This window comes from Acutalibacter sp. LFL-21 (assembly GCF_025630755.1).
In the GTDB taxonomy this organism is placed as follows: Bacteria; Bacillota; Clostridia; order Oscillospirales; family Acutalibacteraceae; genus Acutalibacter; species Acutalibacter stercoravium.
In genome coordinates this window covers 301,160-326,805 of record NZ_JAOTNT010000002.1, presented here as the reverse complement: position 1 = coordinate 326,805, position 25,646 = coordinate 301,160, and the positions used below count along the sequence as shown (strand labels likewise).

General features: G+C 58.9%; 23 protein-coding genes and 1 pseudogene. 13 read left to right on the top strand and 11 right to left on the bottom strand.

What is annotated here, in order from left to right:
* Window positions 1–70: 70 nt before the first annotated feature.
* A complete protein-coding gene (locus ODJ80_RS03845; RefSeq protein ID WP_263040989.1) occupies window positions 71–493 on the bottom strand; it encodes a flavodoxin in 423 nt (140 codons plus the stop codon).
* Window positions 494–513: 20 nt separating this feature from the next.
* Between ODJ80_RS03845 and ODJ80_RS03840 the strand changes: the two genes are divergently transcribed.
* Genes ODJ80_RS03840 through ODJ80_RS03825 form a run of 4 tightly spaced genes read left to right on the top strand, consistent with a single transcriptional unit; the run spans window position 514 to window position 2,908 of the window.
* Window positions 514–1,029 carry a sigma-70 family RNA polymerase sigma factor gene (locus ODJ80_RS03840; RefSeq protein ID WP_263040988.1) on the top strand — a complete coding sequence of 172 codons (516 nt, stop codon included), beginning with the start codon at window positions 514–516 and terminating at the stop codon, window positions 1,027–1,029.
* Window positions 1,030–1,087: 58 nt separating this feature from the next.
* Window positions 1,088–1,789 (top strand): hypothetical protein, encoded by a 702-nt coding sequence (locus tag ODJ80_RS03835; RefSeq protein ID WP_263040987.1) that lies wholly within the window; start codon window positions 1,088–1,090, stop codon window positions 1,787–1,789.
* Entirely contained in the window at window positions 1,786–2,289 is a 504-nt protein-coding gene (locus tag ODJ80_RS03830) for a hypothetical protein (protein ID WP_263040986.1), read from the top strand. Before ODJ80_RS03835 ends, ODJ80_RS03830 begins: the two co-directional genes overlap by 4 nt.
* Window positions 2,282–2,908 carry a site-specific integrase gene (locus tag ODJ80_RS03825; RefSeq protein ID WP_263040985.1) on the top strand — a complete coding sequence of 209 codons (627 nt, stop codon included), beginning with the start codon at window positions 2,282–2,284 and terminating at the stop codon, window positions 2,906–2,908. Before ODJ80_RS03830 ends, ODJ80_RS03825 begins: the two co-directional genes overlap by 8 nt.
* Window positions 2,909–3,079: 171 nt before the next feature.
* On the opposite strand, the gene lysS is transcribed toward ODJ80_RS03825, so the two are convergent.
* The 10 genes and pseudogenes from lysS to ppdK form a co-directional block, all read right to left on the bottom strand.
* The gene (lysS, locus tag ODJ80_RS03820; protein WP_263040984.1) at window positions 3,080–4,582 is read right to left on the bottom strand and encodes a lysine--tRNA ligase; all 1,503 of its coding nucleotides are present in this window, start codon (window positions 4,580–4,582) and stop codon (window positions 3,080–3,082) included.
* Between the two features lie 39 nt (window positions 4,583–4,621).
* Window positions 4,622–5,107, bottom strand: a complete 486-nt coding sequence (gene greA / locus ODJ80_RS03815; protein WP_178864112.1) for a transcription elongation factor GreA — start codon at window positions 5,105–5,107, stop codon at window positions 4,622–4,624.
* Between the two features lie 174 nt (window positions 5,108–5,281).
* Complete coding sequence (ftsX, locus tag ODJ80_RS03810) at window positions 5,282–6,193, bottom strand: permease-like cell division protein FtsX (RefSeq protein ID WP_178864111.1); 912 nt, start codon at window positions 6,191–6,193, stop codon at window positions 5,282–5,284.
* 281 nt (window positions 6,194–6,474) lie between these two features.
* A pseudogene (gene ftsE / locus ODJ80_RS03805) lies at window positions 6,475–7,128 on the bottom strand (cell division ATP-binding protein FtsE); the annotation flags it as partial.
* A 230-nt stretch (window positions 7,129–7,358) separates the two neighbouring features.
* Complete coding sequence (locus tag ODJ80_RS03800; RefSeq protein WP_178864109.1) at window positions 7,359–8,444, bottom strand: PucR family transcriptional regulator; 1,086 nt, start codon at window positions 8,442–8,444, stop codon at window positions 7,359–7,361.
* A gap of 229 nt (window positions 8,445–8,673) precedes the next feature.
* Window positions 8,674–9,792 carry an ABC transporter ATP-binding protein gene (locus ODJ80_RS03795; RefSeq protein ID WP_178864108.1) on the bottom strand — a complete coding sequence of 373 codons (1,119 nt, stop codon included), beginning with the start codon at window positions 9,790–9,792 and terminating at the stop codon, window positions 8,674–8,676.
* A 183-nt stretch (window positions 9,793–9,975) separates the two neighbouring features.
* A complete protein-coding gene (locus tag ODJ80_RS03790) occupies window positions 9,976–10,683 on the bottom strand; it encodes a pseudouridine synthase (RefSeq protein WP_317619859.1) in 708 nt (235 codons plus the stop codon).
* A gap of 29 nt (window positions 10,684–10,712) precedes the next feature.
* Window positions 10,713–11,396, bottom strand: coding sequence for a DUF4830 domain-containing protein (locus tag ODJ80_RS03785; protein ID WP_263040983.1), 684 nt, complete (start codon window positions 11,394–11,396; stop codon window positions 10,713–10,715).
* A gap of 70 nt (window positions 11,397–11,466) precedes the next feature.
* The gene (locus ODJ80_RS03780; protein ID WP_263040982.1) at window positions 11,467–12,039 is read right to left on the bottom strand and encodes a 4'-phosphopantetheinyl transferase family protein; all 573 of its coding nucleotides are present in this window, start codon (window positions 12,037–12,039) and stop codon (window positions 11,467–11,469) included.
* 156 nt (window positions 12,040–12,195) lie between these two features.
* Window positions 12,196–14,832: a pyruvate, phosphate dikinase gene (ppdK, locus tag ODJ80_RS03775; RefSeq protein WP_178864105.1), complete on the bottom strand. Its 2,637-nt coding sequence runs from the start codon at window positions 14,830–14,832 to the stop codon at window positions 12,196–12,198.
* Window positions 14,833–15,206: 374 nt separating this feature from the next.
* On the opposite strand from ppdK, the gene pth reads away from it, so the two are divergent.
* From pth to ODJ80_RS03730, 9 genes are all read left to right on the top strand, one after another.
* Entirely contained in the window at window positions 15,207–15,815 is a 609-nt protein-coding gene (gene pth, locus ODJ80_RS03770; protein ID WP_263040981.1) for an aminoacyl-tRNA hydrolase, read from the top strand.
* Window positions 15,816–15,856: 41 nt separating this feature from the next.
* Entirely contained in the window at window positions 15,857–19,336 is a 3,480-nt protein-coding gene (mfd, locus tag ODJ80_RS03765; RefSeq protein ID WP_263040980.1) for a transcription-repair coupling factor, read from the top strand.
* A 94-nt stretch (window positions 19,337–19,430) separates the two neighbouring features.
* Window positions 19,431–20,636, top strand: a complete 1,206-nt coding sequence (locus ODJ80_RS03760; RefSeq protein WP_263040979.1) for a hypothetical protein — start codon at window positions 19,431–19,433, stop codon at window positions 20,634–20,636.
* A 232-nt stretch (window positions 20,637–20,868) separates the two neighbouring features.
* Complete coding sequence (locus ODJ80_RS03755) at window positions 20,869–21,195, top strand: hypothetical protein (RefSeq protein ID WP_263040978.1); 327 nt, start codon at window positions 20,869–20,871, stop codon at window positions 21,193–21,195.
* A gap of 4 nt (window positions 21,196–21,199) precedes the next feature.
* The gene (locus ODJ80_RS03750) at window positions 21,200–23,215 is read left to right on the top strand and encodes a V-type ATP synthase subunit I (protein ID WP_263040977.1); all 2,016 of its coding nucleotides are present in this window, start codon (window positions 21,200–21,202) and stop codon (window positions 23,213–23,215) included.
* A 1-nt stretch (window position 23,216) separates the two neighbouring features.
* On the top strand, window positions 23,217–23,714 hold the full coding sequence (locus ODJ80_RS03745; protein WP_178864099.1) for a V-type ATP synthase subunit K: 498 nt from the start codon (window positions 23,217–23,219) through the stop codon (window positions 23,712–23,714).
* Between the two features lie 34 nt (window positions 23,715–23,748).
* Entirely contained in the window at window positions 23,749–24,342 is a 594-nt protein-coding gene (locus ODJ80_RS03740; RefSeq protein WP_263040976.1) for a V-type ATP synthase subunit E, read from the top strand.
* A gap of 14 nt (window positions 24,343–24,356) precedes the next feature.
* Window positions 24,357–25,322 carry a V-type ATPase subunit gene (locus ODJ80_RS03735; protein WP_178864097.1) on the top strand — a complete coding sequence of 322 codons (966 nt, stop codon included), beginning with the start codon at window positions 24,357–24,359 and terminating at the stop codon, window positions 25,320–25,322.
* Complete coding sequence (locus ODJ80_RS03730) at window positions 25,315–25,635, top strand: V-type ATP synthase subunit F (protein WP_178864096.1); 321 nt, start codon at window positions 25,315–25,317, stop codon at window positions 25,633–25,635. Before ODJ80_RS03735 ends, ODJ80_RS03730 begins: the two co-directional genes overlap by 8 nt.
* The last annotated feature ends 11 nt before the right edge of the window (window positions 25,636–25,646 follow it).

Here is a 25,646-nt window from a genome sequence, read left to right as displayed (position 1 = left end):
GGGAAGCAAAAAGAAAAAGCCCTGGTTTCCCAAGGCTTCTCCCTTCTTTTTGGGAGGTTTTAAGCAAAGCTCAAACTAGGGCTTTCCCCAGGGCCTGGCAGGCGGAAAGGGCGTCCTCGTCCGGGGCCTCGTTGCAGATCACCGGCTCGCAGGCAAGCTCTGCCCCGTCCCCCCGGCATGTCTCCTCCCAGGTGCGCATCCACTCCCCGTCGCCCCAGCCGTAGGAGCCGAACAGGGCGATCTTCTTCCCTTTCAGCTTGGGCTCGCAGCTTTCGAACATGGGGGCGAACTCGCTCTCCTCCAGCTCCTCGCTGCCCATGGAGGGGCAGCCAAAGGCGATGGCGTCGAAACTGTCCACCAGGGACGGGTCGAACTCGGCGGCAGTCAGCAGGGAGGCTTCCCCGCCGGCCCCGGTGACCCCCTCCGCCACAGCGCCGGCCATGGCTTCTGTGTTTCCCGTCCCGCTCCAATAGACTACAGCGATTTTGCTCATATCATTTCCAACCTTTCTATATGGTAATTATCCGGCTAGAAGAAGGCCGCCGCGAATTTGATGAGGTGGATTACAGCGATCTGTTCCAGGAGGGGTGCGTCTGGCTCTGCAAAGCCGCGGCCACCTATGAGGACGATGGGCGGGCACAGTTTGCCACCTACGCCAAAACGGTCGTAAAGAATGGGCTTCTGTCCTATTGCCGGACGATCTGCAACAGGGGCAAGATATTCAGCCGGCTCATTATTGGGGAGCATGGGGAACTGGCCGCCGACGGCGAGGCCCTGGAACCGCAGACCGATGCTTTTGACGCCCAGGTGTCCCTGATGGAAACGCTGTCGCTTCTGGAGGCCAGCAAGCAGGATTATGACGGTGTGGCCCGGCTTGGGATTGAGGCTCTGGCACTCAAGCTTCAGGGAATGCGGGTCACGGATATTGCGGAACTCTACCAGGTGCCGCCCTCCCATGTGGGTGCATGGATCTCGCGCTCAGCAGCCAAGCTGCGCAGCGACCCCCGCTTTCTGGCAAGCCTGCTTTGAATTTGTTGAAAACCACGGCCTTCCCGCAGTAAAGGATATATAAAGGAGGCATTGATCAATGGAACAGAAAACCTTATATACTGCAATCGGCCGTCTGGAGCGGGAAACAAATGGCTGCGGCCGATCCTGCCCTGTCATCCGCCTTGGCGGTCAGCCCTATATGGTGGATATGCAGGAGCTGGTCGTCTGGACTGCCCTGAATTGGCGGATCTCCAAATGGGAGGATATTTCTTTTCAGTGCGATAAGCTGGCTTCATCTATGGGCGGTGCTGTCAGCCGGCCCTGGGATGCCTGCGTGAACCGCCTGCTTACCCGCGGCCTGCTGGTTTCCGGCTGCGGGGAGACCGAATACGATGCGCTGTATGATCTGTTGAGTTCCCTGGGTATCATCCCCACCAGCGGCTCTGCCTTGGTGCGCGGCGTATCGTTTATGAAGCTGGTATTCAGCCGTCGGGTTTCAGTCAGGCAGGCGCTGAAGCTGTTTCGCAAAGACCGCCGGACCGACTATGAATCCCGCGTCATGCGGCTTTCCCGGCAGGCCCTGCTTTCCACTGCGGAGATCATCAAATGTGTGGAGCAGGATGTCTTCTCCCTCCCCAGCGAGCGGATCCTGATGGAGAAGGTGTACGGCGACAGCGAAACCACCTGCCAGAATATCGCCAGCCTGATGAAGAACAGCCGGAGCAGCCAGGCGGTAACGCTGGCCGTTGCCAACCTGTATCTGCGCCAGCAAATCATTTTTGAAAGGATCAGTACATGAAATACCAATGGAGCCAATTTCCCTTTGTCCTGCGGCGCAAGATCCTGCTGACATTCCTGGCCGGGATCGCCAGCATAGCAGTCAGCCTTGTGATCTTCACTGTCACCGCAGACCGCATCCTTCTGGTGCTGGGTGGACTTATTTTTGCCGCTTCTCTGGTGCTGGGCAGCAGCCTATGGCGCACCGCCGCCCGGGGCCAGTACGAAGTGGTAGAAGGGATCTGCGCCGGCGTCAGCACCCCTATGCTGCGTCGTTACCGCAAGATCCAGCTGATTGATGAACAGGGTGCGGAGCGCACCTTGCTGTTGAGCAAAACTGCCAAGTTCCAGATCGGCGCCCGCTACCGCTTTTATTTTCAAAAAGGGAGCCGGCCTACCGTCGGAAACGACTATCTGGACACCGCTCTCTCCACCAACAGTTTCCTTGGATATGAGGCGCTGGAAGACGCAGCCTCCTGTGATGAAGATATGGAAAGCAGGGAGCAAACACCCCATGAGTAAGAAAAAGGGATACGGCACCAAAGTCATAGCTTCAGTGCCGTATCCCTCTATTTTGTTAACAAAAGATGATGTGTACTTGAATAAAGCCCAGATTTCCGTCAATCATACGTTGATCTATCGGGTCATTGATGGAAAAGCCGGCTTTCATATCACAACTCCCAAAACGGAAAGCGGCAATCGTATCATCCCAATCCTCTATCCAGAAGTCATCGAGCAACTTAGCCAACAAATCGAGGCAATGGATGCTTTATATCCGAATGACAAACTGGTGCTGAGTGGTTATCACGGTTTCATCTTCCGAAATCGCTACGGAAGTTTTCTCTCCGCTCATAATATCAATCGGGCCATTGAACGCATTTCCACAGCGTACAACATGGAAGAACTGAATCAAGCTGAATTGGAAGATCGTGAGCCGGAGCTTCTTCCCCATTTTAGCGTCCATAACCTGCGGCACACTTTCTGCACAAGACTCTGTGAAAGCACAAATGATATCAAGTTCATCCAGCAGGTGATGGGGCACGCTGACTTTTCCACTACCATGGACATCTACACCCATATTACGCAGGAAAGCATGGAGGAAAAAGCAGCCACAATCAAGGGCAATTTGGTGCTGATGTGAAAATTACAAAAAAGGGCAAATCCGCAGTAAAAAGCGCGGATTTGCCCTTCATTTTGGCCCGTCTGGTGCCGTCTGATTTCAAGCAAAAGTTGTGAAAAAGTTGTGGTTGTAAGCCCTCTTTACTTCATCTTGTGTCGTATTGCTTCGTCATACACTACATATTGTGGAATTTTAGTCCAGAGGCTTCATTGTGGGAAACAGCAAAACATCTCGGATGGAGGAAGCTCCGGTGAGAAGCATGACCAAACGGTCCACCCCCATGCCCATGCCGCCCGTGGGGGGCAGGCCATACTCCAGGGCCGTGAGGAAGTCCTCATCCACGTCGCAGGCCTCCTCGTCACCAGCGGCCTTCAAGGCCGCTTGCGCCTCAAAACGGCCCCGCTGGTCGATGGGGTCGTTGAGCTCGCTGAAGGCGTTGACATACTCGCCGCCGCAGATAAACAGCTCAAAGCGCTCGGTGTACTCGGGGTTGTCCTTGCACCGCTTGGAAAGGGGCGAAATATCCACTGGATGGCCCGTCAGGAAGGTGGGCTGCACCAGCTTGTCCTCGCAGTAGGTTTCAAAAAACAGGTTGAGGATGTCGCCCTTCTTGTGGCGCTCCTCATACTCGATGTGGTGTTCCTTGGCCAGGGCGCGGGCCTGCTCCAAAGTCTCCACCTGGGTGAAGTCCACCCCGGCGTACTTCTGGACGGCTTCCACCATGCTGATGCGGGTGAAGGGCTTATCCAGGTCGATCTCCACACCATCCCGCTCCACCTTGCCGGTGCCCAACACCTTGTGGGCCACAGTGCGGATCATATCCTCGGTGAGGTCCATCATGCCGTTGAAGTCGGTAAACGCCTGATAGGCTTCCAGCATGGTGAACTCCGGGTTGTGGCGGGTATCCATGCCCTCGTTGCGGAAGGTGCGGCCGATCTCATAGACGCGGTCAAAGCCGCCCACGATAAGCCGCTTCAGGTGCAGCTCCAGGGCAATGCGCAGGTACATGTCGATGTCCAGTGTGTTGTGGTGGGTGATGAAAGGCCGGGCCGCGGCGCCGCCCGCCTGGTTGTGCAGCACGGGGGTCTCTACCTCCAGGAAAGCGTGGCCGTCCAGGTACTCCCGGATGGCGCTGATAATCTTGGAGCGCTTGACAAATACGTCCTTCACTTCCGGGTTGACGATCAGGTCCACATAGCGCTGGCGATACCGGGCGTCCGTATCCTTAAGCCCGTGGTACTTCTCCGGCAGGGGCAGCAGGGATTTGCTGAGCAGCGTCACCTTCTCCACCCGCACGGACATCTCACCCCGCTGGGTACGGAACACCACGCCCTGCACGCCCAGGATGTCGCCAATGTCATATTTCTTAAAGCGGTTGTACTCCGCCTCGTCCATCTCGTCCTTGCGGGCGTAGAGCTGGATGCGGCCGGAGCGGTCCTGCAGGTCGCAGAAGGACACCTTCCCCATGCCCCGCTTAGACATCATCCTGCCAGCAATGGAGACAGGCTTGCCCTCCAGCTGTTCAAAATTGGCTTTAATGTTGGCGCTGTCGTTATCCACAGGATACTTCGTGATCTGGTAGGGGTCATTCCCGCTTTCCTGCAGCTCCCGCAGCTTTTCCCTGCGCACCCGCAGGAGCTCGCTCATATCCTGCTCTCCCTCTGCGAGAGGGGTCCGGTTCTTTACTTCTGCCATTGGTTCCTTTCACCCTTCCTGATAATTCCCTTTTCCCGTTCAGCGGGAGATAGAAAGAATATGATAGACAGAGACACCCACGGGGGTCTCCACCTCTACGGTCTGCCCCACTCTGGCGCCAATAAGGGCCTTGCCCACAGCGGACTCATCGGAAATCTTGCCCCCGCGGGGATCGGCCTCATTGGAACCCACGATTTTGAAATTCCGGTTGGACTTAGCCCCTGCGGCAGAGGTAACTTCCACCTCAATCTTTGAGCCGATATGGATGGTCTCATTGTTCAGTTCGCTCTCATCAATGACCACGGCACCGTTGAGCATTACCTCCAAGTCAGCGATGCGCGCCTCTACGATGGCCTGCTCATTCTTGGCCTCGTCATATTCGCTGTTCTCTGAAAGGTCGCCAAAGGACAGGGCCACCTTGATCTTCTCTGCCACCTCTTTGCGGCGGACTGTCTTTAAATATTCCAGCTCCTGCTCAAGGGACGCCAAGCCTTCTTCGGTAACAAAATACTGCTTTTCTGCCATTGTAACTCCATCCTTTACTGAAAATGGCCCGCTCTCCGCGGACCGGCTTTTATCTACTTATTATAGTGGCCCAAGGGGGTCTTGTCAATCTTTAAGCAAGGAACAAGCCCAGGGAAGTACCCAAGTCCTTCCCGGGCCGTTGCTCACTCTATTCTATGCGGGGCGCCAGCGCTGTTATACAATCGCGTTCTCGCCCTCTTTTTTCAAATACTTGCCAATGGAAATGGTGCCGCCCAACAGGCCAAACAGCATGCCCACCACCAGATAGGCCCCATAAAGGAACCACACATAGGGGTGGATATCCACAATGGCCAGCCAGGGAACCAAGGCATAGACAACCTCTACCGCCCAATCGTAGGCAAAATACAGGATCGTAGCGGAAACCGCCCCGGAGAGCAGGCCGATTACCACACCCTCTACAATGAAGGGCATCCGCACAAATCCGTTAGTAGCGCCCACGGATTTCATAATGCTGATTTCCATGCGGCGGGAAAAAATCGTCACCTTCACCGTGTTGACAATGATGAACAGGGAAACCACTGCCAGGATTGTCACAATGCCAATGCTGCAGTACCGCACCAGCCGGTCCAGGCTGCTTAGGCGAACCGCCACGCTGCGGTAATCGGAAATGCGGTCCACGCCGTCCACCGCTTTGATGGCGCTGATGGTTTGGTCATACAGGCTCAAATCCTCCAGCGAAATCTCATAGGCATCGGGAAGAGGGTTATTGTCGCCCGTAAAGCTTTCAAACAGGGTACTGCTGCTGTCCATTCCCTGCATAATGCCCGAGAGGGCATCGTCCTTAGGGACAAAGGTGCATTCCGCAATATTGTTGATTTGACGCAGTTCCTCGCCAATGCGCACCGCTGTCAGGGAGGGCACATCCTCCCGCAGGTAGACCGTCAAGGTATTGCTGCCCTCAATGGAGGTCATGGTAGAGGAAAGGTTCATAGAGAGCAACCCGGCAACACCCGTCATCAGCAGGCAGGCAATCAGAACGCCTACAGAAGCGATTGTCATGGTGCGGTTTTTCCAAAGGCTCTTTAAGCCCTCCCGGAACAGATAGCCAATACTGTGCAGGCTCATCTCTCCACCTCCTCACTGCTGTCCTCCTGAAGTTCCTGCTCCCGCAGGATTTCCTCGGCAATGTCCTCCGCGGACTCCTCTTCCCCATCCTCCAGGGGTTCGGCATCCATCTCCTGGAACTCGCCATACTCCTCCTGGACGGCAGGCTCTGCGGCTGCGGGGTAATCTTCCTCATAGGTTTCCTGATTATCGTACTCGGCGTAATCATCGTCGTTCTCCACCGCCTCCTCCGGGCTTTCATAGCGCTCTGGAGGCGCGTAGACATCCGCCATTTCAGCCGTGTCCGCCACGATTTCACCGGAGTGGATCTGGATGATGCGCTTGTGGAAGTGTTTGACCAGAGAGTGCTCGTGGGTCACCATAAGCACGGTGGTGCCCCGGCGGTTGATCTCGCTGAGAAGGTCTACAATTTCAAAGGAGAGGGCGGGGTCGATGTTGCCCGTGGGCTCGTCCGCCACAATCATCGTGGGGTTATTCACCAGCGCGCGCGCCAAGCCCACACGCTGGCGTTCGCCGCCAGAAAGCTCTGTGGGGTAATGCTTTGCCTTGTGCTGCAGGCCGACCAGGCTGAGGATATAGGGCACCCGCTTGCGGATGGACTTGGCAGAAGCCCCCACCACACGCATGGCAAACGCCACATTGTCGTAAACCGTCATGTGATCTATCAGGCGGAAATCCTGGAAAACAATGCCCATCTTCCTGCGGATGTAGGGAATCTTCCGCTTGCGGATGCGGGTCACATCCACGCCGTCCACGATGATCTGGCCGGAGTTGGGCCTCTCTTCGCACATGACAAGCTTTAAAAACGTGCTTTTACCGGCCCCCGAGGAGCCCACAATGAACACGAACTCTCCCTTTTCCACCGTCAAATTGATGTTGTGCAGAGCCTCTGTTCCATTGTTGTACACCTTGGATACATTGCGAAATTCTATCAAGCCTATGACCTGCCTTTCTCTGAAAGGGTTAAAGAAGCAAGGGAAGCCTGGCCGGCCCCTTCCCCATAACTGCTTAGAGGGCGTGAAAGCCGCCCTCAAAGGCGTCCCACACACAGGACAGCACCCATCGGCATAGCTTTTATTATACCAATGGGTGCCACCTGTATCATTCTTTATAAGAAATAAATTGTTACGATTCCTGAAACACAGGCAACTACACGCACCTGCGGTTAGAACTTAACTGGATTGTTGGAGAGGTATTTCTTCACCATCAAAGCCACCTTGAAGACGATGGCATCTTCAAACTCGCGCAGGTCCAGGCCGGTGATCTTCTTGATCTTTTCCAGGCGATAGACCAGCGTATTGCGGTGGACAAAGAGCTTACGGGAGGTTTCGGAGACATTCAGGCTGTTCTCAAAAAAGCGCTGGATGGTAAACAGCGTCTCGTGGTCCAGGGCGTCAATAGAACCCTTGCGGAAGACCTCCTTCAGGAACATCTCGCACAGCGTGGTGGGCAGCTGATAAATCAACCGGGCAATCCCCAGGTGGTTATAGCTGACAATGGCACGCTCTGTATCAAAGACCTTGCCCACCTCCAGGGCCACCTGGGCCTCTTTAAAGGAGCGCGCCAAGTCCTTGATATTGTTGACCACCGTGCCAATGCCCACGGTGCACTGGGTGTAGAACTCGCTGGAAAGGGTATCCACAATGGAGCTGGCCAGCTTGTCGATGTCCTTTTCATCAATGCTGGGCTTAATCTCCTTCACCAAAGCGATATCCGTTTCATTGATGTTGATGATAAAGTCCTTGTTCTTATCGGGGAACAGATTTTGGAGCACATCATAAGCGGAAATATCGTTCTTTTCAGCGATCTTTACCAGCATGCACACGCGGCTCACATCGGAATCGAAGTGAAGCTCATGGCTCTTCAGGTAGATGTCACCGGGCAGGATGTTATCCAGGATCACATTCTTAATAAAGTTGCCGCGATCGTATTTCTCATCGTAGTACTGCTTGATGCTGCTGAGGGAGACTGCCAGGATCTTGACATACTTCTGGGCCTCCGGGTCGTTGCCCGCCACAAAGACGGCATACTCCGGCCGGGGACGGCTTCCAAAGGACTTAAAGCTGTATCCGTCGGTCAGGAAAACCTCGGAGGAGGCCATCTCCTCCGGTGTGATTTCCTCGCACACCTCGCCAATTTTGCCCAGCTCACTGCAGGCGATGATCACCGAGGAGTCATCCACAACGCCGATGGTGCGGTCGATCGTATCCCGCATCTGATGGATGATCCCCTGAAACAATCTGTTTGACATGACTCTTCCCCTTTCTTTATGGCACAGGGGGCAAACTCCCCCGCAAAAAATTCAATAGGCGCCTGCCCTACTGGGACGCTCTGCGCCAGAAGAAACAGTTACACAGCTTTATTTTACAGAATCGGAAGAAAAAATTCAAGCATTTTTTAAAAAAAGACCGGCATTTTTCCTAAAATCAGATAAAAAACAGGGACACCATTGCTGGCGCCCCTGCTTGAATGGCAAATTTTTAGTTGAGGATGGTCTTCTCAGTTTCCTTGTCGAACAGATGCATCTTGTTCAGGTCGAAGGCAATCTTGGACTTATCGCCGGACTTGGCGGTGGAGGTGGGCTCCACACGGGCGGTAACAGCGCTGCCCTCGCAGTTCAGGTACAGATAAGTCTCAGCGCCCATCAACTCGGTAACTTCCACGTCAGCGGTCACATGAGCGCCGCCAACCTTCTCGATGAACTCGGGCTCGTCATGGACGTCCTCGGGACGGATGCCGAACACAACTTCCTTGCCCACATAGTCAGCCAGGTTGGCCACAGCCCCATCGGCCTTCTTCTTGGGAACGGTGATGGTGCAGGCGCCAAAGGTCAGGGTGTAATCGTTGCCGTTCTTGCCCAGCTTGGCGTCGATGAAGTTCATCTGAGGAGAGCCCATGAAGCCGGCCACGAACTCGTTGACGGGATAGTCGTACAGGTTCTGAGGAGTATCGACCTGCTGAATGAAGCCGTCCTTCATAACCACGATGCGGTCGCCCATGGTCATAGCCTCAGTCTGGTCGTGAGTAACGTAAATAAAGGTGGTGCCCAGGCGCTTATGCAGCTTGGCAATCTCGGTTCTCATCTGAGCACGCAGCTTGGCGTCCAAGTTGGAAAGGGGTTCGTCCAGCAGGAAGACCTTGGGGTCACGGACGATAGCACGGCCCAGAGCAACACGCTGCCGCTGGCCACCGGACAGAGCCTTGGGCTTGCGGTCCAGCAGGTGAGAGATGTCCAGAATGCGGGCAGCCTCTTCCACGCGGCGCTTAATCTCATCCTTGGGGGTCTTGCGCAGCTTCAGACCGAAAGCCATGTTGTCAAACACGGTCATGTGGGGATACAGAGCGTAGTTCTGGAACACCATGGCGATATCGCGATCCTTGGGGGCGATGTCATTGGAGAGCACGTCGCCTATGTACAGCTCGCCCTTGCTGATCTCTTCCAGACCGGCGATCATACGCAGGGTGGTGGACTTGCCGCAGCCAGAGGGGCCAACCAGGATGATAAACTCCTTATCCTCGATGTCCAGGTTGAAATCAGTGACCGCAGTAACGCCGCCGGCATAGATCTTGTAAATATTTTTCAGAGTTAAACTTGCCATTCGGATATTCCTCCTATTTTTCATGACCACATCCGCAAAGGCTGCTTCACGGTCATTTTTGATTGCTATAAGTATAACAGATTCAGCCATCCGGCGAAAGTCTTTATTTGCCCAAAGATTTTTCCCGCCCTTTATGGACTTTCCCTAAAACACAAATCACCCACTTAATTTTAGTACAACTTGCTAACGAAGAATTTGACACACTTCTTCAGGCGCCAGCAGGCGGCACTCCCCTTCCTGTAGTGTACTGTCCAGGGAGAGCCCCCCTATCTTGAGGCGTTTGAGGGAAAGCACAGTCTTTCCCCGGGCCTGGAACATCCGCTTTACCTGGTGAAAACGCCCCTCATGGACCTGGGCGAAAGCCACAAACGGGTCCCCTTCCCCGGCCCACAGGCGGGCGGGGGCGTAAACCTCTTCCCCCCAGCGGACGCCCTCCTCAAAAGCCCGCACATCCTCCGGAGTGACGGGGGCATCCAGCCGGGCCTGATACAGCTTGTAAACATGCTTCTTTGGGGAGAGCATCCGGTGGGCCAGATCCCCGTCGTCGGTGATGAGCAGCAGGCCGGTGGTATCCTTGTCCAGCCTGCCAGCGGGGAAAAGCCCCCGGCGGCGCAGGTCCTCCGGGAGCAGGTCCAGCACGGTCTTTTGGCGGCGGTCCTCCGTGGCGGAGAGCACCCCCGCCGGCTTATTCATCATAATATACAGGTGCTCCTGCCAAAGGATAGGGCTCCCCCCCACTGCCACCGTCTGGCAGGAAGGGTCCACCTTGGCGGCCGGGTCCCGTACGGGGACGCCATCCACGGCCACTGCTCCAGAGCGGATGAGGCGCCCCACCTCCTTGCGGGTGCCCTTCCCCTGGGCCGCCAGAAATTTATCCAGCCGTTCCATCATGCCTTTTTCACGTCCCTTTCCTTCCGTCTTTAGTCCGTGGGATAGGCCTCCTCAGGAAGAGGCTCTCCTCCGGTCTCCACCTCGCCTGCCGTCCCGCTGGCGGCACTTTCCGCAGAAGCCTCTGCCTGCCCTGTCACTGTGCTTTCCCCGCCGCTTTCAGCCGAAACTGCCGGGGAGCTCTCTGGGGAAACACTCGCCTGTGGGGAGGCTGAGGTTTCAGCCGGGGAGCTCTCTGCCCCACCTGCGCCGGTCTCTCCAAAGCGGGCGCTGTCCGGGGCAAAGCCGTGCATGAAGCCGTCCACCTGGCTGCTGGCAAGGTCCCCGCCGATGATTTGGTCCCCATAGACTAAAAGGGTGGCATAGACCTCTGTCTCATCGGGGTAGTTCTCCACCTTGTACAAATACTGGGTGCAGATTTCCCCGGCATAGGGCTTCAAGTCAAAGCCCTGGGCTTGCTGCATGACATTGTAGGCAGTGTACACATCGTTAAACTGGGCGGGGATCATAACCTCACGGGTCTCTGTGGGCTCTGTTTGGACTTGCCAGCCGAAGCTCTCCAAAAAGGCCACGCGCTCCTCATTGGTCCCCCCTGGGATGGGCTCTTGCTCCTCCTGCTCCCCGCCGTGCAGGAAGAAAAGCGCTCCCACCACGACCAGGGCCAGCACAAAAAATGCCAGGATCCGTTTTCGATTGGCTTTCAGCGATACGACCATCTTCCACCGTTCCTCTCTGTTTGATTCCTTGTGGTATTCCTATGAGAGAAATGGGGCAGATATGAATGATTTACATAAGCTCCACCAGCTGTATGCCAGGAAACTGCTCTTCCCTGGAGGCGGCGGAAACCACGAATCCTCCCGGAAGGGAGAACTGGGAAAGCAGCACCCCCTGGTCCCGAAAGCGGGGTTCTCCCCCCGGAAAGGTAAAGGAAGCGTTTTTCAAGCCAAAGCCCAGCCCTTGCCCAGAGAGCTTCATCACGCTCTCCTTCAGGGTCCACAGGGAGAGAAAGGCCGTTTCCCGCTCTTTTTGACCCGCCAGCCAGGTAAGCTCCTCCTGGTTGCACGCCCGCTGGATCAAGGCTTCCTTACAGGGGCGAGGGCTCTCCGCATCCACGCCCAAAGGGGCGCCGCTAAGGCCACAGCAAACCAAGCCGCGGGTATGGCTTACGCTGAACTGTATGGGGCAGCCCAGAAAATAAGGTTTACCAGAGGCCCCCTTCCCCCGGACCAGGGCAGAGAGCTCCAGGCCAAATTCCTCTTTCAGGGCCCACTGGAGCAGGCGCTCCGACAGGGCCCGCTGGTGGGACAGCTCTTCCTGGCGGCTGGCAAAACGCTCCTCATACCGGGCCGCATACAGCATGGACTCCCCTCCCCTCGCTTTTCCGTCCTTTTATTGTAACACAGTTCCGGGCAAATGAGAAGAGAGGGACTTTCGGGCAAAAAAAGAAGGCCGCGAATTGCTTCACAGCCTTCTCTGCAGCTTACGCCGCGTATTGCTTTGTGTTTCCCTCAGCTCTTACTTGCGGGGGTTCTTGATCGCAGCCTGAGCAGCAGCCAGACGGGCGATCGGAACACGGAAGGGAGAGCAGGAGACGTAGTTCAGGCCCACGTTGTGGCAGAACTCGATGGAGCTGGGATCGCCGCCATGCTCGCCGCAGATGCCCAGAATGATGTCGGGACGGGTAGCGCGGCCCTTTTCGGCAGCAATCTTCACCAGCTGGCCAACGCCCTCCTGGTCCAGACGGGCGAAGGGATCGTTCTCATAGATCTTGTTCTCATAGTAGGCGCCCAGGAACTTGCCGGCGTCGTCACGGGAGAAGCCGAAGGTCATCTGAGTCAGGTCGTTGGTGCCGAAGGAGAAGAACTCGGCCTCTTCCGCAATCTTGTCAGCGGTGATGGCGGCGCGAGGAATCTCGATCATGGTGCCGACCTTGTACTTCAGGTCCACGCCAGCCTCGGCGATGATGCGGTCTGCAGTCTCGGTGACGGTCTTCTTGACGAACTTCAGCTCCTTGACCTCGCCCACCAGGGGAATCATGATCTCGGGCACGATGTTCCAATCGGGATGAGCCTTCTGCACGTTGATGGCAGCCTTGATGACGGCCTCAGTCTGCATCTCGGCAATCTCGGGGTAGGTGACAGCCAGACGGCAGCCACGGTGGCCCATCATGGGGTTGAACTCATGCAGAGAGGAGATAATGGCCTTGATGTCCTCCACAGTCTTGCCCTGAGCCTGGGCCAGCAGCTCGATGTCCTTTTCCTCAGTGGGAACGAACTCGTGCAGCGGGGGATCCAGGAAGCGGATGTTGACGTGGCGGCCGCCGAGGGCCTCATACAGCTGCTCAAAGTCGCCCTGCTGCATGGGCTCCAGCTTGGCCAGAGCGGCCTTGCGCTGCTCCACAGTGTCAGAGCAGATCATCTCACGGATGGCAGCGATACGGTCGGGATCGAAGAACATGTGCTCGGTACGGCACAGGCCGATGCCCTGCGCGCCGAAGGCCACAGCCTGCTTGGCGTCACGGGGAGTGTCGGCGTTGGTGCGGACCTCCAGCTGACGGTACTTGTCAGAGAGCTCCATGATGCGGCCGAAATAGCCGCCCTCGGTGGATGCGGGCACAGTGGGGATGGCCTCACCGTAGATGTTGCCGGTGGTGCCGTCCAGGGAGATATAGTCGCCCTCATGGTACTCGCGGCCGGCCAGGGTGAACTTCTTGTTCTCCTCATCCATCTTGATGTCGCCGCAGCCAGAGACACAGCAGGTGCCCATGCCGCGGGCCACAACGGCCGCGTGGCTGGTCATGCCGCCGCGCACGGTCAGGATGCCCTGTGCGTACTGCATGCCCTCAATGTCCTCGGGAGAGGTCTCCAGGCGGACCAGGACCACCTTTTCACCGGCGGAACCCTGCTCCACAGCGTCCTCAGCGGTAAAGACGATCTTGCCGCAGGCGGCGCCGGGGGAAGCAGCCAGAGCGCTGGCCACGGGAGTGGCAGCCTTCAGGGCTTCCGGATCGAACTGGGGATGGAGCAGAGCGTCCAGCTGCTTGGGATCCAGCATCAGCAGGGCTTCCTGCTCGGTCTTCATGCCCTCGTCGATCAGGTCGCAGGCAATCTTGATGGCGGCAGCGGGGGTGCGCTTGCCGTTACGGGTCTGCAGCATGTAGAGCTTGCCGTTCTCCACGGTGAACTCCATATCCTGCATATCGTGATAGTGGCTCTCCAGCAGGTTGCAGACTTCCTGGAACTGCTTGAAGGCCTCGGGGAACTTCTCAGCCATCTGGGAGATGGGCATGGGGGTGCGGATACCGGCCACCACGTCCTCGCCCTGGGCGTTGGTCAAAAACTCGCCGAAGAGCTTCTTCTCGCCGGTGGAGGGGCTGCGGGTAAAGGCCACGCCGGTGCCGCAGTCATCGCCCATGTTGCCGAAGGCCATCATCTGCACGTTGACAGCGGTGCCCCAGGAATAGGGAATCTCGTTCATGCGGCGGTACACGTTGGCGCGGGGGTTGTCCCAAGAGCGGAACACGGCCTTGACGGCGCCCATCAGCTGCTCCTTGGGGTCGGTGGGGAAGTCAGTGCCGATCTTCTGCTTGTACTCGGCCTTGAACTGCTCGGCCAGTTCCTTCAGGTCGTCAGCGGTGAGCTCGGTGTCCATGGTGACGCCGCGCTTTTCCTTCATCTGGTCGATAAGCTCCTCGAAGTACTTCTTGCCCACTTCCATAACCACGTCGGAGTACATCTGGATGAATCTCCGGTAGCAGTCATAAGCCCAGCGGGCATTGCCGGACTTCTTGGCCATGACCTCCACGACGTCCTCGTTGAGGCCCAGGTTCAGGATGGTGTCCATCATGCCGGGCATGGAAGCGCGGGCGCCAGAGCGGACAGAGACCAGCAGGGGGTTCTCCTTATCGCCGAACTTCTTGCCGGTGATCTCCTCCATCTTACCCACATACTCCATGATCTGGGCCTGGATCTCATCGTTGATCTGACGGCCGTCCTCATAGTACTGGGTGCAGGCTTCCGTGCTGATGGTAAAGCCCTGGGGGACAGGCAGGCCGAGCTTGGTCATTTCCGCCAGGTTCGCGCCCTTGCCGCCAAGAAGCTCACGCATGGAACCGTCGCCTTCGCTGAACAGATAGACATACTTGTGGCTCATTGGTAACTTACCTCCTAATAATGTTCAACCGGACGCTGGCCCACATAACACGGCCTCTCCGGGTGACAGCAGAGTGAAACGCCGGCCCAGGCAAAAAGCCTGTCCGAACGGTCTCCTATTAGGAATTATAGCAAAGTCTTCTGCAAAATGCCAGTACAAAATGGAAGAAAAGAAAACTTTTTTCATGCTTTTGGAAAACGGGGGCATTTTTTCTTTTCGGGGCTGCCGGGGACTTGCAAAACAAGAAAAACTTTGGCATAATAAAGATGTATGACGATTGTTTCAGGCGGGCCGGAAGCTCCGGCCCGCCCTGCTTTCGTGCCCCTCTTTTCCCCAAACAACCACATCATTTTTACAGCGGAGGTCAAAACGCCATGCTGCGCTTATTTCAAAAAAGCAGTCCCGCCCCCGGCCCGGTGGAATTTCTCATTGTGGGCCTGGGGAACCCGGGCAAACAATATGAAGGAACCCGGCACAACGCCGGCTTTATGGCCCTGGACGCCATCGCCGCAAAACACCACGCGGAGATGAAAAAGGTCAAATTTAAGGGGCTGGTGGGAGAGTGCCGCCTGGGCGGGAAAAAGGCGCTGCTCCTAAAGCCCTCCACATACATGAACCTGAGCGGCCAGTCCGTGAAGGAAGCCATGCAGTTCTACAAGCTGCCCCCGGAAAAGGTGCTGGTGATCTTCGACGACATCAACCTGGAACCGGGCCGCCTGCGCATCCGCCGCAAAGGCAGCGACGGGGGCCACAACGGCATGAAGAACATCATCTACCTCTCCGGCTCGGACCAGTTCCCCCGCATCAAGCTGGGGGTGGGCAAAAAGCCCCATCCCGATTATAATTTGGCGGATTGGGTGCTTTCCCGTTTTACGGAGCAGGAGAAAAAGGAGCTGGACACCGCCTTGGAAAACGCCGCGGCCGCCGCGGAGCTGATTGTCTCGGGCAGCGTGGACAAGGCCATGAACCTGTACAACAGCTGAGGGGCTTCCCCCCTCTGGCAGAAAGAAGGAGGAATGCTGGAATGAAGCTCATTTACAACGCGTTGAGCCGCTGGCCCGATTACGCCCGCTTGGAGGGCGCGGTGGCCGGCGGGGCGCTTCCCGCTGCGGTAACAGGGCTCTCAGGCATTCACAAATGCTGCGTCATCGCCTCGCTGTGCCAAAAGACCGGCCGCAGGGCCCTGGTGCTGGCCGCGGACGAGGCGGAGGCCCAGCGCTTCTGCGAGGACCTGCGGGCCCTGGGGCTGCGGCCCCTCCCCTACCCCCTGCGGGACTTCGGCTTCCGGGACGCGGCGGGGACCTCCCATGAGTATGAGCGGCTGCGGCTGGAGGTGCTCTCAAAACTGGAGAACGGCACCTGTGACTGCGTGGTGGCCTGTGTGGACGCCGCCCTGCAATACACCATGGGCCCTCAGGAGCTTCAACGCCGCCTCTACCCGTTGGAGGCAGGGGCTCAGATGGAGATTGAGGACCTGCTTTCCGCCCTGGTGCAGTGCGGCTACACCCGGGAGGACCAGATTGAGGGACCGGGGCAGTTCAGCCGCCGGGGCGGCATTGTGGACTTCTACTCCCCCAGCGCCAGCGCCCCGGTGCGGGTGGAGTTCTGGGGGGACGAGATCGACTCCCTCTCCTATTTCGACATTGGAAGCCAGCGCCGTACCGACCCCGTGGACCAGGTGACCCTGGCCCCCTGTGTGGAGGCCATTGCGGAAAAGCCCCTAGCCCTGGCGGCGAAAATCGAAAAGCTGGCTGCCTCCCTGCGGGGAAAAAACGCCCCCAAGGCCAAGGAGATCCTGCGCGGCGAGGCGGAAAAGCTGAAAAACGGCCTGCGCATTGGTTCCCTGGACAAATATATATCCCTCCTCTATCCGGAGACCGCCACCCTGCTGGACTACTTCCCGGCAGAGGGCAGCCTGCTGTTCTTCTCAGAGGGGAACAAGCTGAAGGAACGGATGCGCACCACCCTGTGGCAGTGGGGCGAGGATCTGAAAAGCTACTTGGCGGAGGGCGTGCTGTGCAAAGGCTTGGACACCTACAGCGGGGACTGGGAGTATGCCCTGGGAAAGGCCCAGGAGGTTCCCACCCTGTTTCTGGACTTGTTCGCCCGGGGCAGCTATGAGGTGCCCACCCGCACCCTGGTGAACATGAACGTGAAGCAGCTGCCCGTGTGGGGCGGCAGCACCCAAGTGCTGACCGAAGACCTGCGCCCTCTGCTGGACCTGGGCCGGGCCTGTGTGGTGCTCTGCGGCACCCGCCGGGCCGGGGAATCCCTCACGGAGGACCTGAAGCGGCTGGGCCTGCCAGCCGGCTTTTTAGAGGACCCCTCCACCGCAGCCGCGGGGACGGTGACCGTCACCCCAGGAACCCTTTCCGCCGGAATGGAGCTGCCGGAGGCCAACTTTGCCCTGATCTCCCACGGGCGCATGGCGGAGGTCCGGCAGAAGAAGCGCAAGCGGGACAAGAACAGCAAGGAGATCTCCAGCTTGTCGGAGCTCTCTCCGGGGGACTATGTGGTCCACGCCACCCACGGGATCGGCCTGTTTGAGGGCATCCATAAACTGGAGATGAACGGCGTCACCAAGGACTACATCAAGGTGCGCTACGCCAAAAATGACACGCTGTATGTGCCTGTCACCCAGCTGGACCTGGTGAGCAAATACATCGGCCCCCGGGAGGACTCGGCGGTAAAGCTGAACCGCCTGGGCGGCGCGGACTGGCAGCGCCAGAAGGCCAAGGTGCGCTCGGCAGTAAAGGACATCGCCAAGGAGCTGATCCAGCTCTATGCCCAGCGGATGCAGCAGAAGGGCTTTGCCTTCCCCCCGGACGGGGAGTGGCAGCACGACTTTGAATCCCACTTTGAGTTTGATGAAACTGAGGACCAGCTGCGGTGCATCAACGAGATCAAGGACGACATGGAGCGGGATGTGCCCATGGACCGGCTTCTGTGCGGCGATGTGGGCTTTGGCAAGACCGAAGTGGCCCTGCGGGCGGCGTTTAAGTGCGTCACCGCCGGGAAACAGTGCGCCATCCTGGTGCCCACCACCATCCTGGCCTGGCAGCACTACCAGACCATCCTGCGGCGGATGGAGGGCTTTCCCGTGGACGTGGAGCTGCTCTCCCGGTTCCGCACCCCCAGGCAGCAGGACGAGATCCTGCGGAAGGTGAAGCGGGGCAGCATCGACATCATTGTGGGCACCCACCGGCTGGTTTCCAAGGACGTGCGCTTCCACGACCTGGGGCTGGTCATCATCGACGAGGAGCAGCGGTTCGGCGTGGCCCAAAAAGAAAAATTGAAGCAGATGTGCAGCACCGCCGACGTGCTGACCCTTTCCGCCACCCCTATCCCCCGCACCCTGAACATGGCCCTCTCTGGCATTCGGGACATGTCCGTCATTGAGGAGCCCCCCCACGACCGGCACCCGGTGCAGACTTATGTGCTGGAGTACGACATGGGGATTTTGGCGGACGCCATCCGCCGGGAGCTGCGAAGGGGCGGCCAGGTGTACTACCTGCACAACGATGTGGCCTCCATCCAGAGCGCGGCCACCCGCATCCAGCAGCGGGTGCCGGAGGCCCGCATCGGCATTGGCCACGGGAAGATGACCGAAGAGGAGCTCTCTGAAGTGTGGCGCCAGCTGTTGGACCACGAGATCGACGTGCTGGTGTGCACCACCATCATCGAGACCGGCGTGGATGTGCCCACCGCCAACACCCTTATCATTGAAAACGCCGACCGGATGGGCCTTTCCCAGCTGCACCAGCTGCGGGGCCGGGTGGGCCGCAGCAGCCGCCGGGCCTACGCCTATCTGACCTACACCCCCAACAAGGTTCTGACAGAGATCGCCCAGAAGCGGCTTTCCGCCATCCGGGAGTTCACGGAGTTTGGCTCGGGCTTCAAAATCGCCATGCGGGACCTGGAGATCCGGGGGGCCGGGAATGTGCTGGGCGGCGAGCAGCACGGCCACATGGAGGCCGTGGGCTATGACATGTATGTAAAGCTCTTAAACGAGGCCGTCACCCTGATGAAAGGGGAGGAACCCGTGCGCCCGGTGGACCAGGAGTGCCTGGTGGACCTGCAGGTGCAGGCCCACATCCCCGAGAGCTACATCGACAGCCTGAGCCTGCGCCTGGACGTGTACCGGCGCATTGCCGAGGTGGAGACCCAGGAGGACGCCATGGACGTGACCGACGAGCTGATTGACCGGTTCGGCGAGCCCCCCGCCTCGGTAAAGGGGCTTTTGGACATTGCCCTGCTGCGCAACACCGCCTCTCGCCTTGGCATTACCGAGGTGAAGCAGCAGGGGGATTCCCTGCTGGTTTACAAGCAGAAGTTCGATGTGGCAGAGGTGGGTCCCCTTATCAAGGCCCTGGGGGGCCGGGTGCTGCTCTCCGCCGGGAGCCGCCCCTATATCAGCGTGAAGATGGCCGGCCAGCCCCCCCTGGAGGCTCTGGCCGAGACCCTTTCTGCCATGCAGGATGTCTCTTCCCCTGCCAGAGCGTGAAGTTCACAATTTCCGTGTAGACAAACCGGGAAAAGTGGGGTATAATGTTTGTCGTTCTTTGTGTAAACAATTTTTTTGAAAGGCATGATCACCCATGAGAAACATTTGGAAACGCGCCGCGGCAGCGGTGCTTGCACTGGCCATGTGCCTGAGCTTTGCCGGCTGCTACGATGAAAATATGACCTGGGCCGCCCGGAAGGACGATGATACGCTGCCCATCGGCGGGTATATCTATTACCTTTACAGCGCTTACACGGAAGCCGCCAGCCAGGTGGACTCCTCCACCCATGTGCTGGACGCCCAGATCGACGGGGAGGACGCCGAGCAGTGGATTAAGGACCGGGCCCTGACGTATGTGCAGTCCTATTATTACATCAACGACAAGATGGCCGAATACGGCCTGGAGATGACCGAAGAGGACCAGAGCCAGGCGGAAAATGCGGCAAACAGCCTGTGGTCTTATTACGGGAGCACCTTTGAGGAGCTGGGCATTGCCCAGTCCTCCTTCCAGAAGGCCTATGGCGAGTACAATGTCAAGTCTCAGAAGGTGATGCAGGCCATGTACGGCGAAGGGGGCGAGCTGGCCCTGGAGGACGGCGCCATGAAGGACTACTACACCGGCCTCTACTACAGCTTTGAATACTTCTATGTGCCCCTGACCACCACAGACGAGGAAGGCAACTCCGTGGATCTGGACGACAGCGCCAAGGAGGAGCTGCGGACCCAGCTGGAGGGCTATGTGGACCAGATCAACGACGGGGACCTGACCGTCAGCGAGGCCTCGGACGATTACTCTGCGGAGTCTGGCACGGAGGCCACCTATCAGGAGGCCACCGCTGCCACCTCCACCGGGCTGATCACCGAGCTGTATAACGCCCTGACTTCTGCGGATGACGGCGAGGCTGTCCTTGCAGAGACCGACAGCGGCTATTATGTGCTGCGCCGCCTTTCCATCAGCGATTATTACGATGAAAACATCGCGGGGAACGAGGACCAGGAACTCAACCTGCTGGCCACGATGAAGGGCGAGGAGTTCACTGACTATGTGAATGAGCAGGCCGCTTCCGTGGAAGGGGTTGAGCTCAACCAGGCCGCTATGGACCGGCAGAAGGTCTCCTCTCTGGTGACGGACAGCAACCGCTCTGGCACCTCCTCTGCCTCTTCTGAGACGGAAAGCTCCGCTTCCTCCAGCTCTTCCAGCGCAGAGAGCGAAACCAGCTCTGAGAGCAGCGCGTCCGCTTCCAGCGAGGCCAGCTCTGAAGTGAGCTCTCAGGCCAGCGAAAGCAGCGCTGCGGAATAAACACAAAACTGAAATGCCATACGCCGGCGGGCGGGGATGCTTTCCCCGCCCGCTTTTTGCATCTTCTGCCAAGGCCGCCGGAAATTCTCCCTATTTACTATAAAAACAGAAACTCTTGGATTTATATTTTGACATTCACTTCGGAATCCTGTATAATAAATCTATTGTTTTTCCCCGAAATCCCATATCTTTTAGGAAAGACAGGCATTTTGCCATAGGGGAGGTGGAGCGTATGGCAAAGGAAGCCATGCAGGCTGTAAGCCGGGCGGAGCAAGCGGCCCTGGAAACAGTCCAGCAGGCAAAAGAAGAAGCGGACCGCCTGCGCCGGGAAGCGGCTGCCCAAGGGGAACAGCTGGTAGCGGCTGCGGTAAAGGAGGCTCGGAAACGGGCGGATGTGCTCTGCGGGGTGGCCCGTGCCGATGGAAAAAAGCGGCAGGAAGCCCTGCTGCAGGAAAGCCGGAAGGAACAGGAACAGCTCCGCGAGCAGGCCGCTGCCCGCCAAGGACAGGTTGCCCGGGAGCTGGAACGGCTGGTGCTGGGCCAGCCCCGAAGGAGGTGAGAGCGTGGCCATTGTTGCCATGAAGCGTCTGGAACTTTACGGCCTGCAGCGGGAGCGCAAGGCGCTGCTGGAGCTGCTGCAGCGCCGGGGCATGGTGGAGATTCACAGCCCGCAGAGGAAGGAACCGCTCTTTTCCCAGGCGGACACCTCCCAGGCACAGCTGGAATGGGAGCAGAATGCCAGCCTGCTGGAGGATGCCGCCGCCCTGCTGGACCGGTACTCTCCGCCCAAGAAGGGGGCTTTGTCCTTCCTACAGGGACGTCCTGTGATCTCTTCCCAGCAGTATGAGGCGGCCGCCCGGGAGGTTCCCGCCCGCTTGAGTCTGGCGCGGGAGCTTCTCTCCCTGGGCAAGCGCATTACTGATGGGGAGGCTCAGCTGCTGCGGCTGCAAGCCCAGCTGGAAAGCCTCTCCCCCTGGCTGCGGCTGGACGTTCCTCTGGGGACCCAAGGCACGGAACACACCCGGGCCTTTATTGGGACTTTCCCCCAAGAGCTGGACGAAGCCGGGCTGAACAATGCCTTGGCCCGGGCCCTGCCAGAGGTTTCCGGCGTGGAGGCGGAGGTGCTCAGCCAGCAGCCTCAGCAGACCTGTGCCTTTGTGCTCTGTCACCGAAGCCAGGCTTCCCAAGTGGGCGACGCGTTGCGGGCCTTGGGGTTTTCATCCCCCGCTGCCGCCGGGGAGCTGCCGCCTGCCCAGCAGGCAGAGGCCCTGAAACAGGAGCTCCAGCGGGAAGAGCAGGAGCTTCGGGATGTAAAAGGGCAGCTCGCCGCTCAGGCCGGCACACGGGAGTCCCTGCTGCTGGCAGCCGATTCCTGTGGGGCAAAAGCGGAAAGCTTTCGGGTGCTGGGGGAGCTGTGGCAGAGCCCCCACACCTTTTACCTGACGGGGTACCTGCCGGCCGGGGACGCTCCCCAGCTGCTGGAGGAGCTCTCTCAGAAATTCACCCTCTTTGCCCAGGCCGTGGAGCCCTCCCCCGAGGAGGACCCGCCTGTTAAGCTGAAAAACGGACTGTTTACCGAACCCATGGAGGGCGTGGTGGAAGGGTACAGCCTGCCAGGAAAGCACGAGGTGGACCCCAGCGGCGTGATGGCGTTTTTCTACTATATCCTGTTTGGGATGATGCTCTCCGACGCGGCCTACGGCATTCTGACGGTCATTGGCAGCGGGGTGGCGCTGCGGCTGTTCCACAACATGGAACAGGGCATGCGCAAGACCCTGCGGATGTTCTTCTTCTGCGGGCTCTCCACCACCATGTGGGGCGTGCTGTTCGGCAGCTACTTTGGGGATGCCCTTCCGGTGATCGCCAGGACCTTCTTCCACACGGAAATTACCGTTCCGGCCCTGTGGTTTGAGCCTCTGGACGACCCCATGCGGCTGTTGATTTTCTCCTTTGGGGTGGGCGTGGCCCATCTGTTCACCGGGCTTGGGGTGCAGTTTTATCAGCTGGCCCGGCAGAAGAAATACGCGGACGCCATCTATGACGTGGTGTTCTGGTACCTGCTGGTGGGCGGCCTCATTGTGGTGCTGCTCTCCACAGAGATCTTCCAGAACATTGCAGAACTGCCCTTTACTGTGCCAGGCCCTGTAGCGGCTGTTGCCGGCGTGCTGGCTGGCATTGGGGCTGTGGGCGTCCTGTTTACCGCGGGGCGGGAATCCCGCAGCCCGGTGAAGCGCTTTTTGAAAGGACTTTACGGGCTTTACGGCGTTTCCAGCTATCTGAGCGACATCCTTTCCTACTCACGCCTGTTAGCCCTGGGGCTGGCCACCAGCGTGATCTCCACCGTATTCAATCAGCTGGGGGCTATGCTGGGCGGTGGTGTGGTGGGCGCCATCTTCTTTACAGTGGTCTTTCTCATCGGCCACAGCATGAACATGGCTATCAATCTGCTGGGCGCCTATGTGCACACCAACCGCCTGCAGTTTGTTGAGTTCTTCGGAAAATTCTATGAGGGCGGCGGCCGGGCCTACCATCCCTTTGCCGCCAACACCAAGCATTTCCAAATCAAGGAGGAAAAATGATATGAACAGTTTTGATTGGAACACTTTGGGCATTGTGTTCGCGCTGCTGGGCGGGATGCTGGCGGCATTGATGGCAGGAATCGGTTCTGCCGTGGGCGTTGGCATGGCCGGCCAGGCCGCTGCCGGCGCTGTGACAGAGAACCCCTCCCTGTTCGGCAAAGTGCTGGTGCTGCAGCTGCTGCCCGGCACCCAAGGCATCTATGGGCTGCTCATCGGCTTTATTGTGCTGACTCAGGTGGGCATCCTGGGCGGCGACCCCAACGTGAGCATTGTGAAGGGGCTGCTGTACCTGGCTGCCTGCCTGCCCATGGCCGTGGTGGGCCTGATCTCCGCCCGGTGGCAGACCAAGGCCTCTATCGCCAGCATTTCCCTGCTGGTGAAAAAGCCCGAGCAGTTCGGCAAGGCCATGACCCTGCCCGTCATGGTGGAGACCTATGCTGTGCTGGCGCTTCTGATCTCCATTCTTTCCATCTTCGGCATTGGCGGCCTGAGTGTATGAGGCCCCTGCGGCAAGGCGGAAAGGAGGGAGACTGGTGACGGGACTGGAGGCTATTTTGGACCAGATCCAACAGGAGGCGGCCAGCCAGGCAGAGGAGCTGCTCTCCGCCGCCAGAACGGAGGCGGAAAGCACCCTGGCGGCAGCCCGGGAGGAAGCCCAGCGGCAAAGCGGAGAGATCCTCTCCCAGGCTCAGCGGCAGGCGGGCGCCATCCGGGAACGGGCGGAATCTGCCGCCCGCCTGGAGAAGCGCAACCAGCTTTTGGCGTGTAAGCAGCAGCTGATCCGCGAAGCCGTGAGCAAGGTGTGCGACAGCTTGGAAAACGCCCCGGCCGAGGAGTACTTTTCCATCCTGCTGGGACTGGCAGCCCGGTACGGCCAGCCGGGCAAAGGCGTGATGACGCTGAATGCCCGGGATTTGCAGCGGCTTCCCGGGGAGTTTTCAGAAGCCCTGGCCAAGGCCGCTCCCCAGGGGGACATTGAGATCTCCCCTGCACCGGGAGCCATGGAGGGCGGGTTTGTGCTCACCTATGGGCCAGTTCAGGTGGACTGCACCTTTGCCTCTCTGTTTCAAGAGGCCTATGAGCAACTGCGTGACGCAGCGGGGGCCATTCTGTTTGCCCCAATGTGAAGGGGGGCGCAACCATGAGTCAAGACTATATTTACGCCGTGACCCGGGTGCGGGCCCGAGAGACCGGGCTTCTCACCAAAGGGGACCTGGAACGGCTGATGGCCTGCCAGACAGAGGAGGAATGCCTGCGGGTGCTGCGCGACAAGGGCTGGGGCCGGGAGGACCGCAGCTCCGCCGGTGAGATGCTGGCCGCCGAGGAGGAGAAAACCTGGGAATTCCTGAAAGAGTTGACCCAGGACCTCTCCCCCTTTGCCCCGCTGGTGCTTCCCACAGACGGAAACAATTTGAAGGCGGCGGTCAAGTGCGCCGTTTTGGAGGCCAGCCCCCAGGGGGTATTCCTTCCCGGTGGGCAGTGGGCGCCGGAAGCGCTTTTGTCCATGGCCAGGGAGCGGGACTTCTCCTCCCTTCCCCCCGCGCTGGCGCAAGCGGCGGAGCGGGCCTGCCGGGCACTGCTGCAAACCGGAGACGGCCAGTTGTGTGACGTGCTCATTGACCGGGCATGCCTGGAAGAGCTGCTGCGGCTGGGACGGGAAAGCAGCCTGCCCGTGCTGAAGCGCTACGGGGAGCTGACCGTGGCTGGGGCAGACATCCGCATGGCGGCCCGGGCCTGCCGGGCTGGAAAAAACCGGGAGTTTCTCCAATTGGCCCTGGCCCCCTGCCCCGGCCTGGACACGGACACCCTGGCAGGGGCGGCTCTCCAAGGCATGGAGGCCCTGCTGGCCTATGTGGCTTCTACGCCGTACAGCAGGGGAGTTCCAGCCCTGCAGGAGTCCCTGGCGGCCTTTGAGAAATGGTGTGATGACCAGGCCCTGGAACTGCTTCAAGGCGAGAAAATGGAATATGAGACAGCCGGACCCCTGTTTGCCTATGCGGTGGCCCGGCGCCGTGAGACCGATACAGTTCGGATTCTCCTTTCCGGCAAACGCAACGGCCTGCCGGAGGGGCGCATCCGGGAAAGGCTGAGGGAGACCTATGTATAAAATCGGCGTGCTGGGAGACCGGGACAGCATCTACGGCTTTGGAGCCCTGGGGCTGGAGGTGTTCCCTGTGGAAGAGCCGGAGGCTGGGGCCAGGCTGCTGCGGCGGCTGGCCGAGGATGGGTACGCGGTTCTGTATGTGACAGAGGCCCTGTGCGCCCAGATCCCAGAGGAGATCGTCCGGCTGCGGGAGCGCCCCCTGCCAGCCGTGGTGCCCATTCCAGGGATTTCCGGCAACACGGGGATGGGCCTGGAACAGGTCAAGCGCTCGGTAGAGCAGGCCGTGGGCTCCAACATTTTGGAGAACGAATCCTGAAGGAAGCGGGG

Coding starts and splice junctions, on each gene's coding strand:
- ODJ80_RS03845 (WP_263040989.1), bottom strand. CDS start 493: ATGAGCAAAATCGCTGTAGTCTATTGGAGCGGGACGGGAAACACAGAA.
- ODJ80_RS03840 (WP_263040988.1), top strand. CDS start 514: ATGGTAATTATCCGGCTAGAAGAAGGCCGCCGCGAATTTGATGAGGTG.
- ODJ80_RS03835 (WP_263040987.1), top strand. CDS start 1,088: ATGGAACAGAAAACCTTATATACTGCAATCGGCCGTCTGGAGCGGGAA.
- ODJ80_RS03830 (WP_263040986.1), top strand. CDS start 1,786: ATGAAATACCAATGGAGCCAATTTCCCTTTGTCCTGCGGCGCAAGATC.
- ODJ80_RS03825 (WP_263040985.1), top strand. CDS start 2,282: ATGAGTAAGAAAAAGGGATACGGCACCAAAGTCATAGCTTCAGTGCCG.
- lysS (WP_263040984.1), bottom strand. CDS start 4,582: ATGGCAGAAGTAAAGAACCGGACCCCTCTCGCAGAGGGAGAGCAGGAT.
- greA (WP_178864112.1), bottom strand. CDS start 5,107: ATGGCAGAAAAGCAGTATTTTGTTACCGAAGAAGGCTTGGCGTCCCTT.
- ftsX (WP_178864111.1), bottom strand. CDS start 6,193: ATGAGCCTGCACAGTATTGGCTATCTGTTCCGGGAGGGCTTAAAGAGC.
- ODJ80_RS03800 (WP_178864109.1), bottom strand. CDS start 8,444: ATGTCAAACAGATTGTTTCAGGGGATCATCCATCAGATGCGGGATACG.
- ODJ80_RS03795 (WP_178864108.1), bottom strand. CDS start 9,792: ATGGCAAGTTTAACTCTGAAAAATATTTACAAGATCTATGCCGGCGGC.
- ODJ80_RS03790 (WP_317619859.1), bottom strand. CDS start 10,683: ATGATGGAACGGCTGGATAAATTTCTGGCGGCCCAGGGGAAGGGCACC.
- ODJ80_RS03785 (WP_263040983.1), bottom strand. CDS start 11,396: ATGGTCGTATCGCTGAAAGCCAATCGAAAACGGATCCTGGCATTTTTT.
- ODJ80_RS03780 (WP_263040982.1), bottom strand. CDS start 12,039: ATGCTGTATGCGGCCCGGTATGAGGAGCGTTTTGCCAGCCGCCAGGAA.
- ppdK (WP_178864105.1), bottom strand. CDS start 14,832: ATGAGCCACAAGTATGTCTATCTGTTCAGCGAAGGCGACGGTTCCATG.
- pth (WP_263040981.1), top strand. CDS start 15,207: ATGCTGCGCTTATTTCAAAAAAGCAGTCCCGCCCCCGGCCCGGTGGAA.
- mfd (WP_263040980.1), top strand. CDS start 15,857: ATGAAGCTCATTTACAACGCGTTGAGCCGCTGGCCCGATTACGCCCGC.
- ODJ80_RS03760 (WP_263040979.1), top strand. CDS start 19,431: ATGAGAAACATTTGGAAACGCGCCGCGGCAGCGGTGCTTGCACTGGCC.
- ODJ80_RS03755 (WP_263040978.1), top strand. CDS start 20,869: ATGGCAAAGGAAGCCATGCAGGCTGTAAGCCGGGCGGAGCAAGCGGCC.
- ODJ80_RS03745 (WP_178864099.1), top strand. CDS start 23,217: ATGAACAGTTTTGATTGGAACACTTTGGGCATTGTGTTCGCGCTGCTG.
- ODJ80_RS03735 (WP_178864097.1), top strand. CDS start 24,357: ATGAGTCAAGACTATATTTACGCCGTGACCCGGGTGCGGGCCCGAGAG.
- ODJ80_RS03730 (WP_178864096.1), top strand. CDS start 25,315: ATGTATAAAATCGGCGTGCTGGGAGACCGGGACAGCATCTACGGCTTT.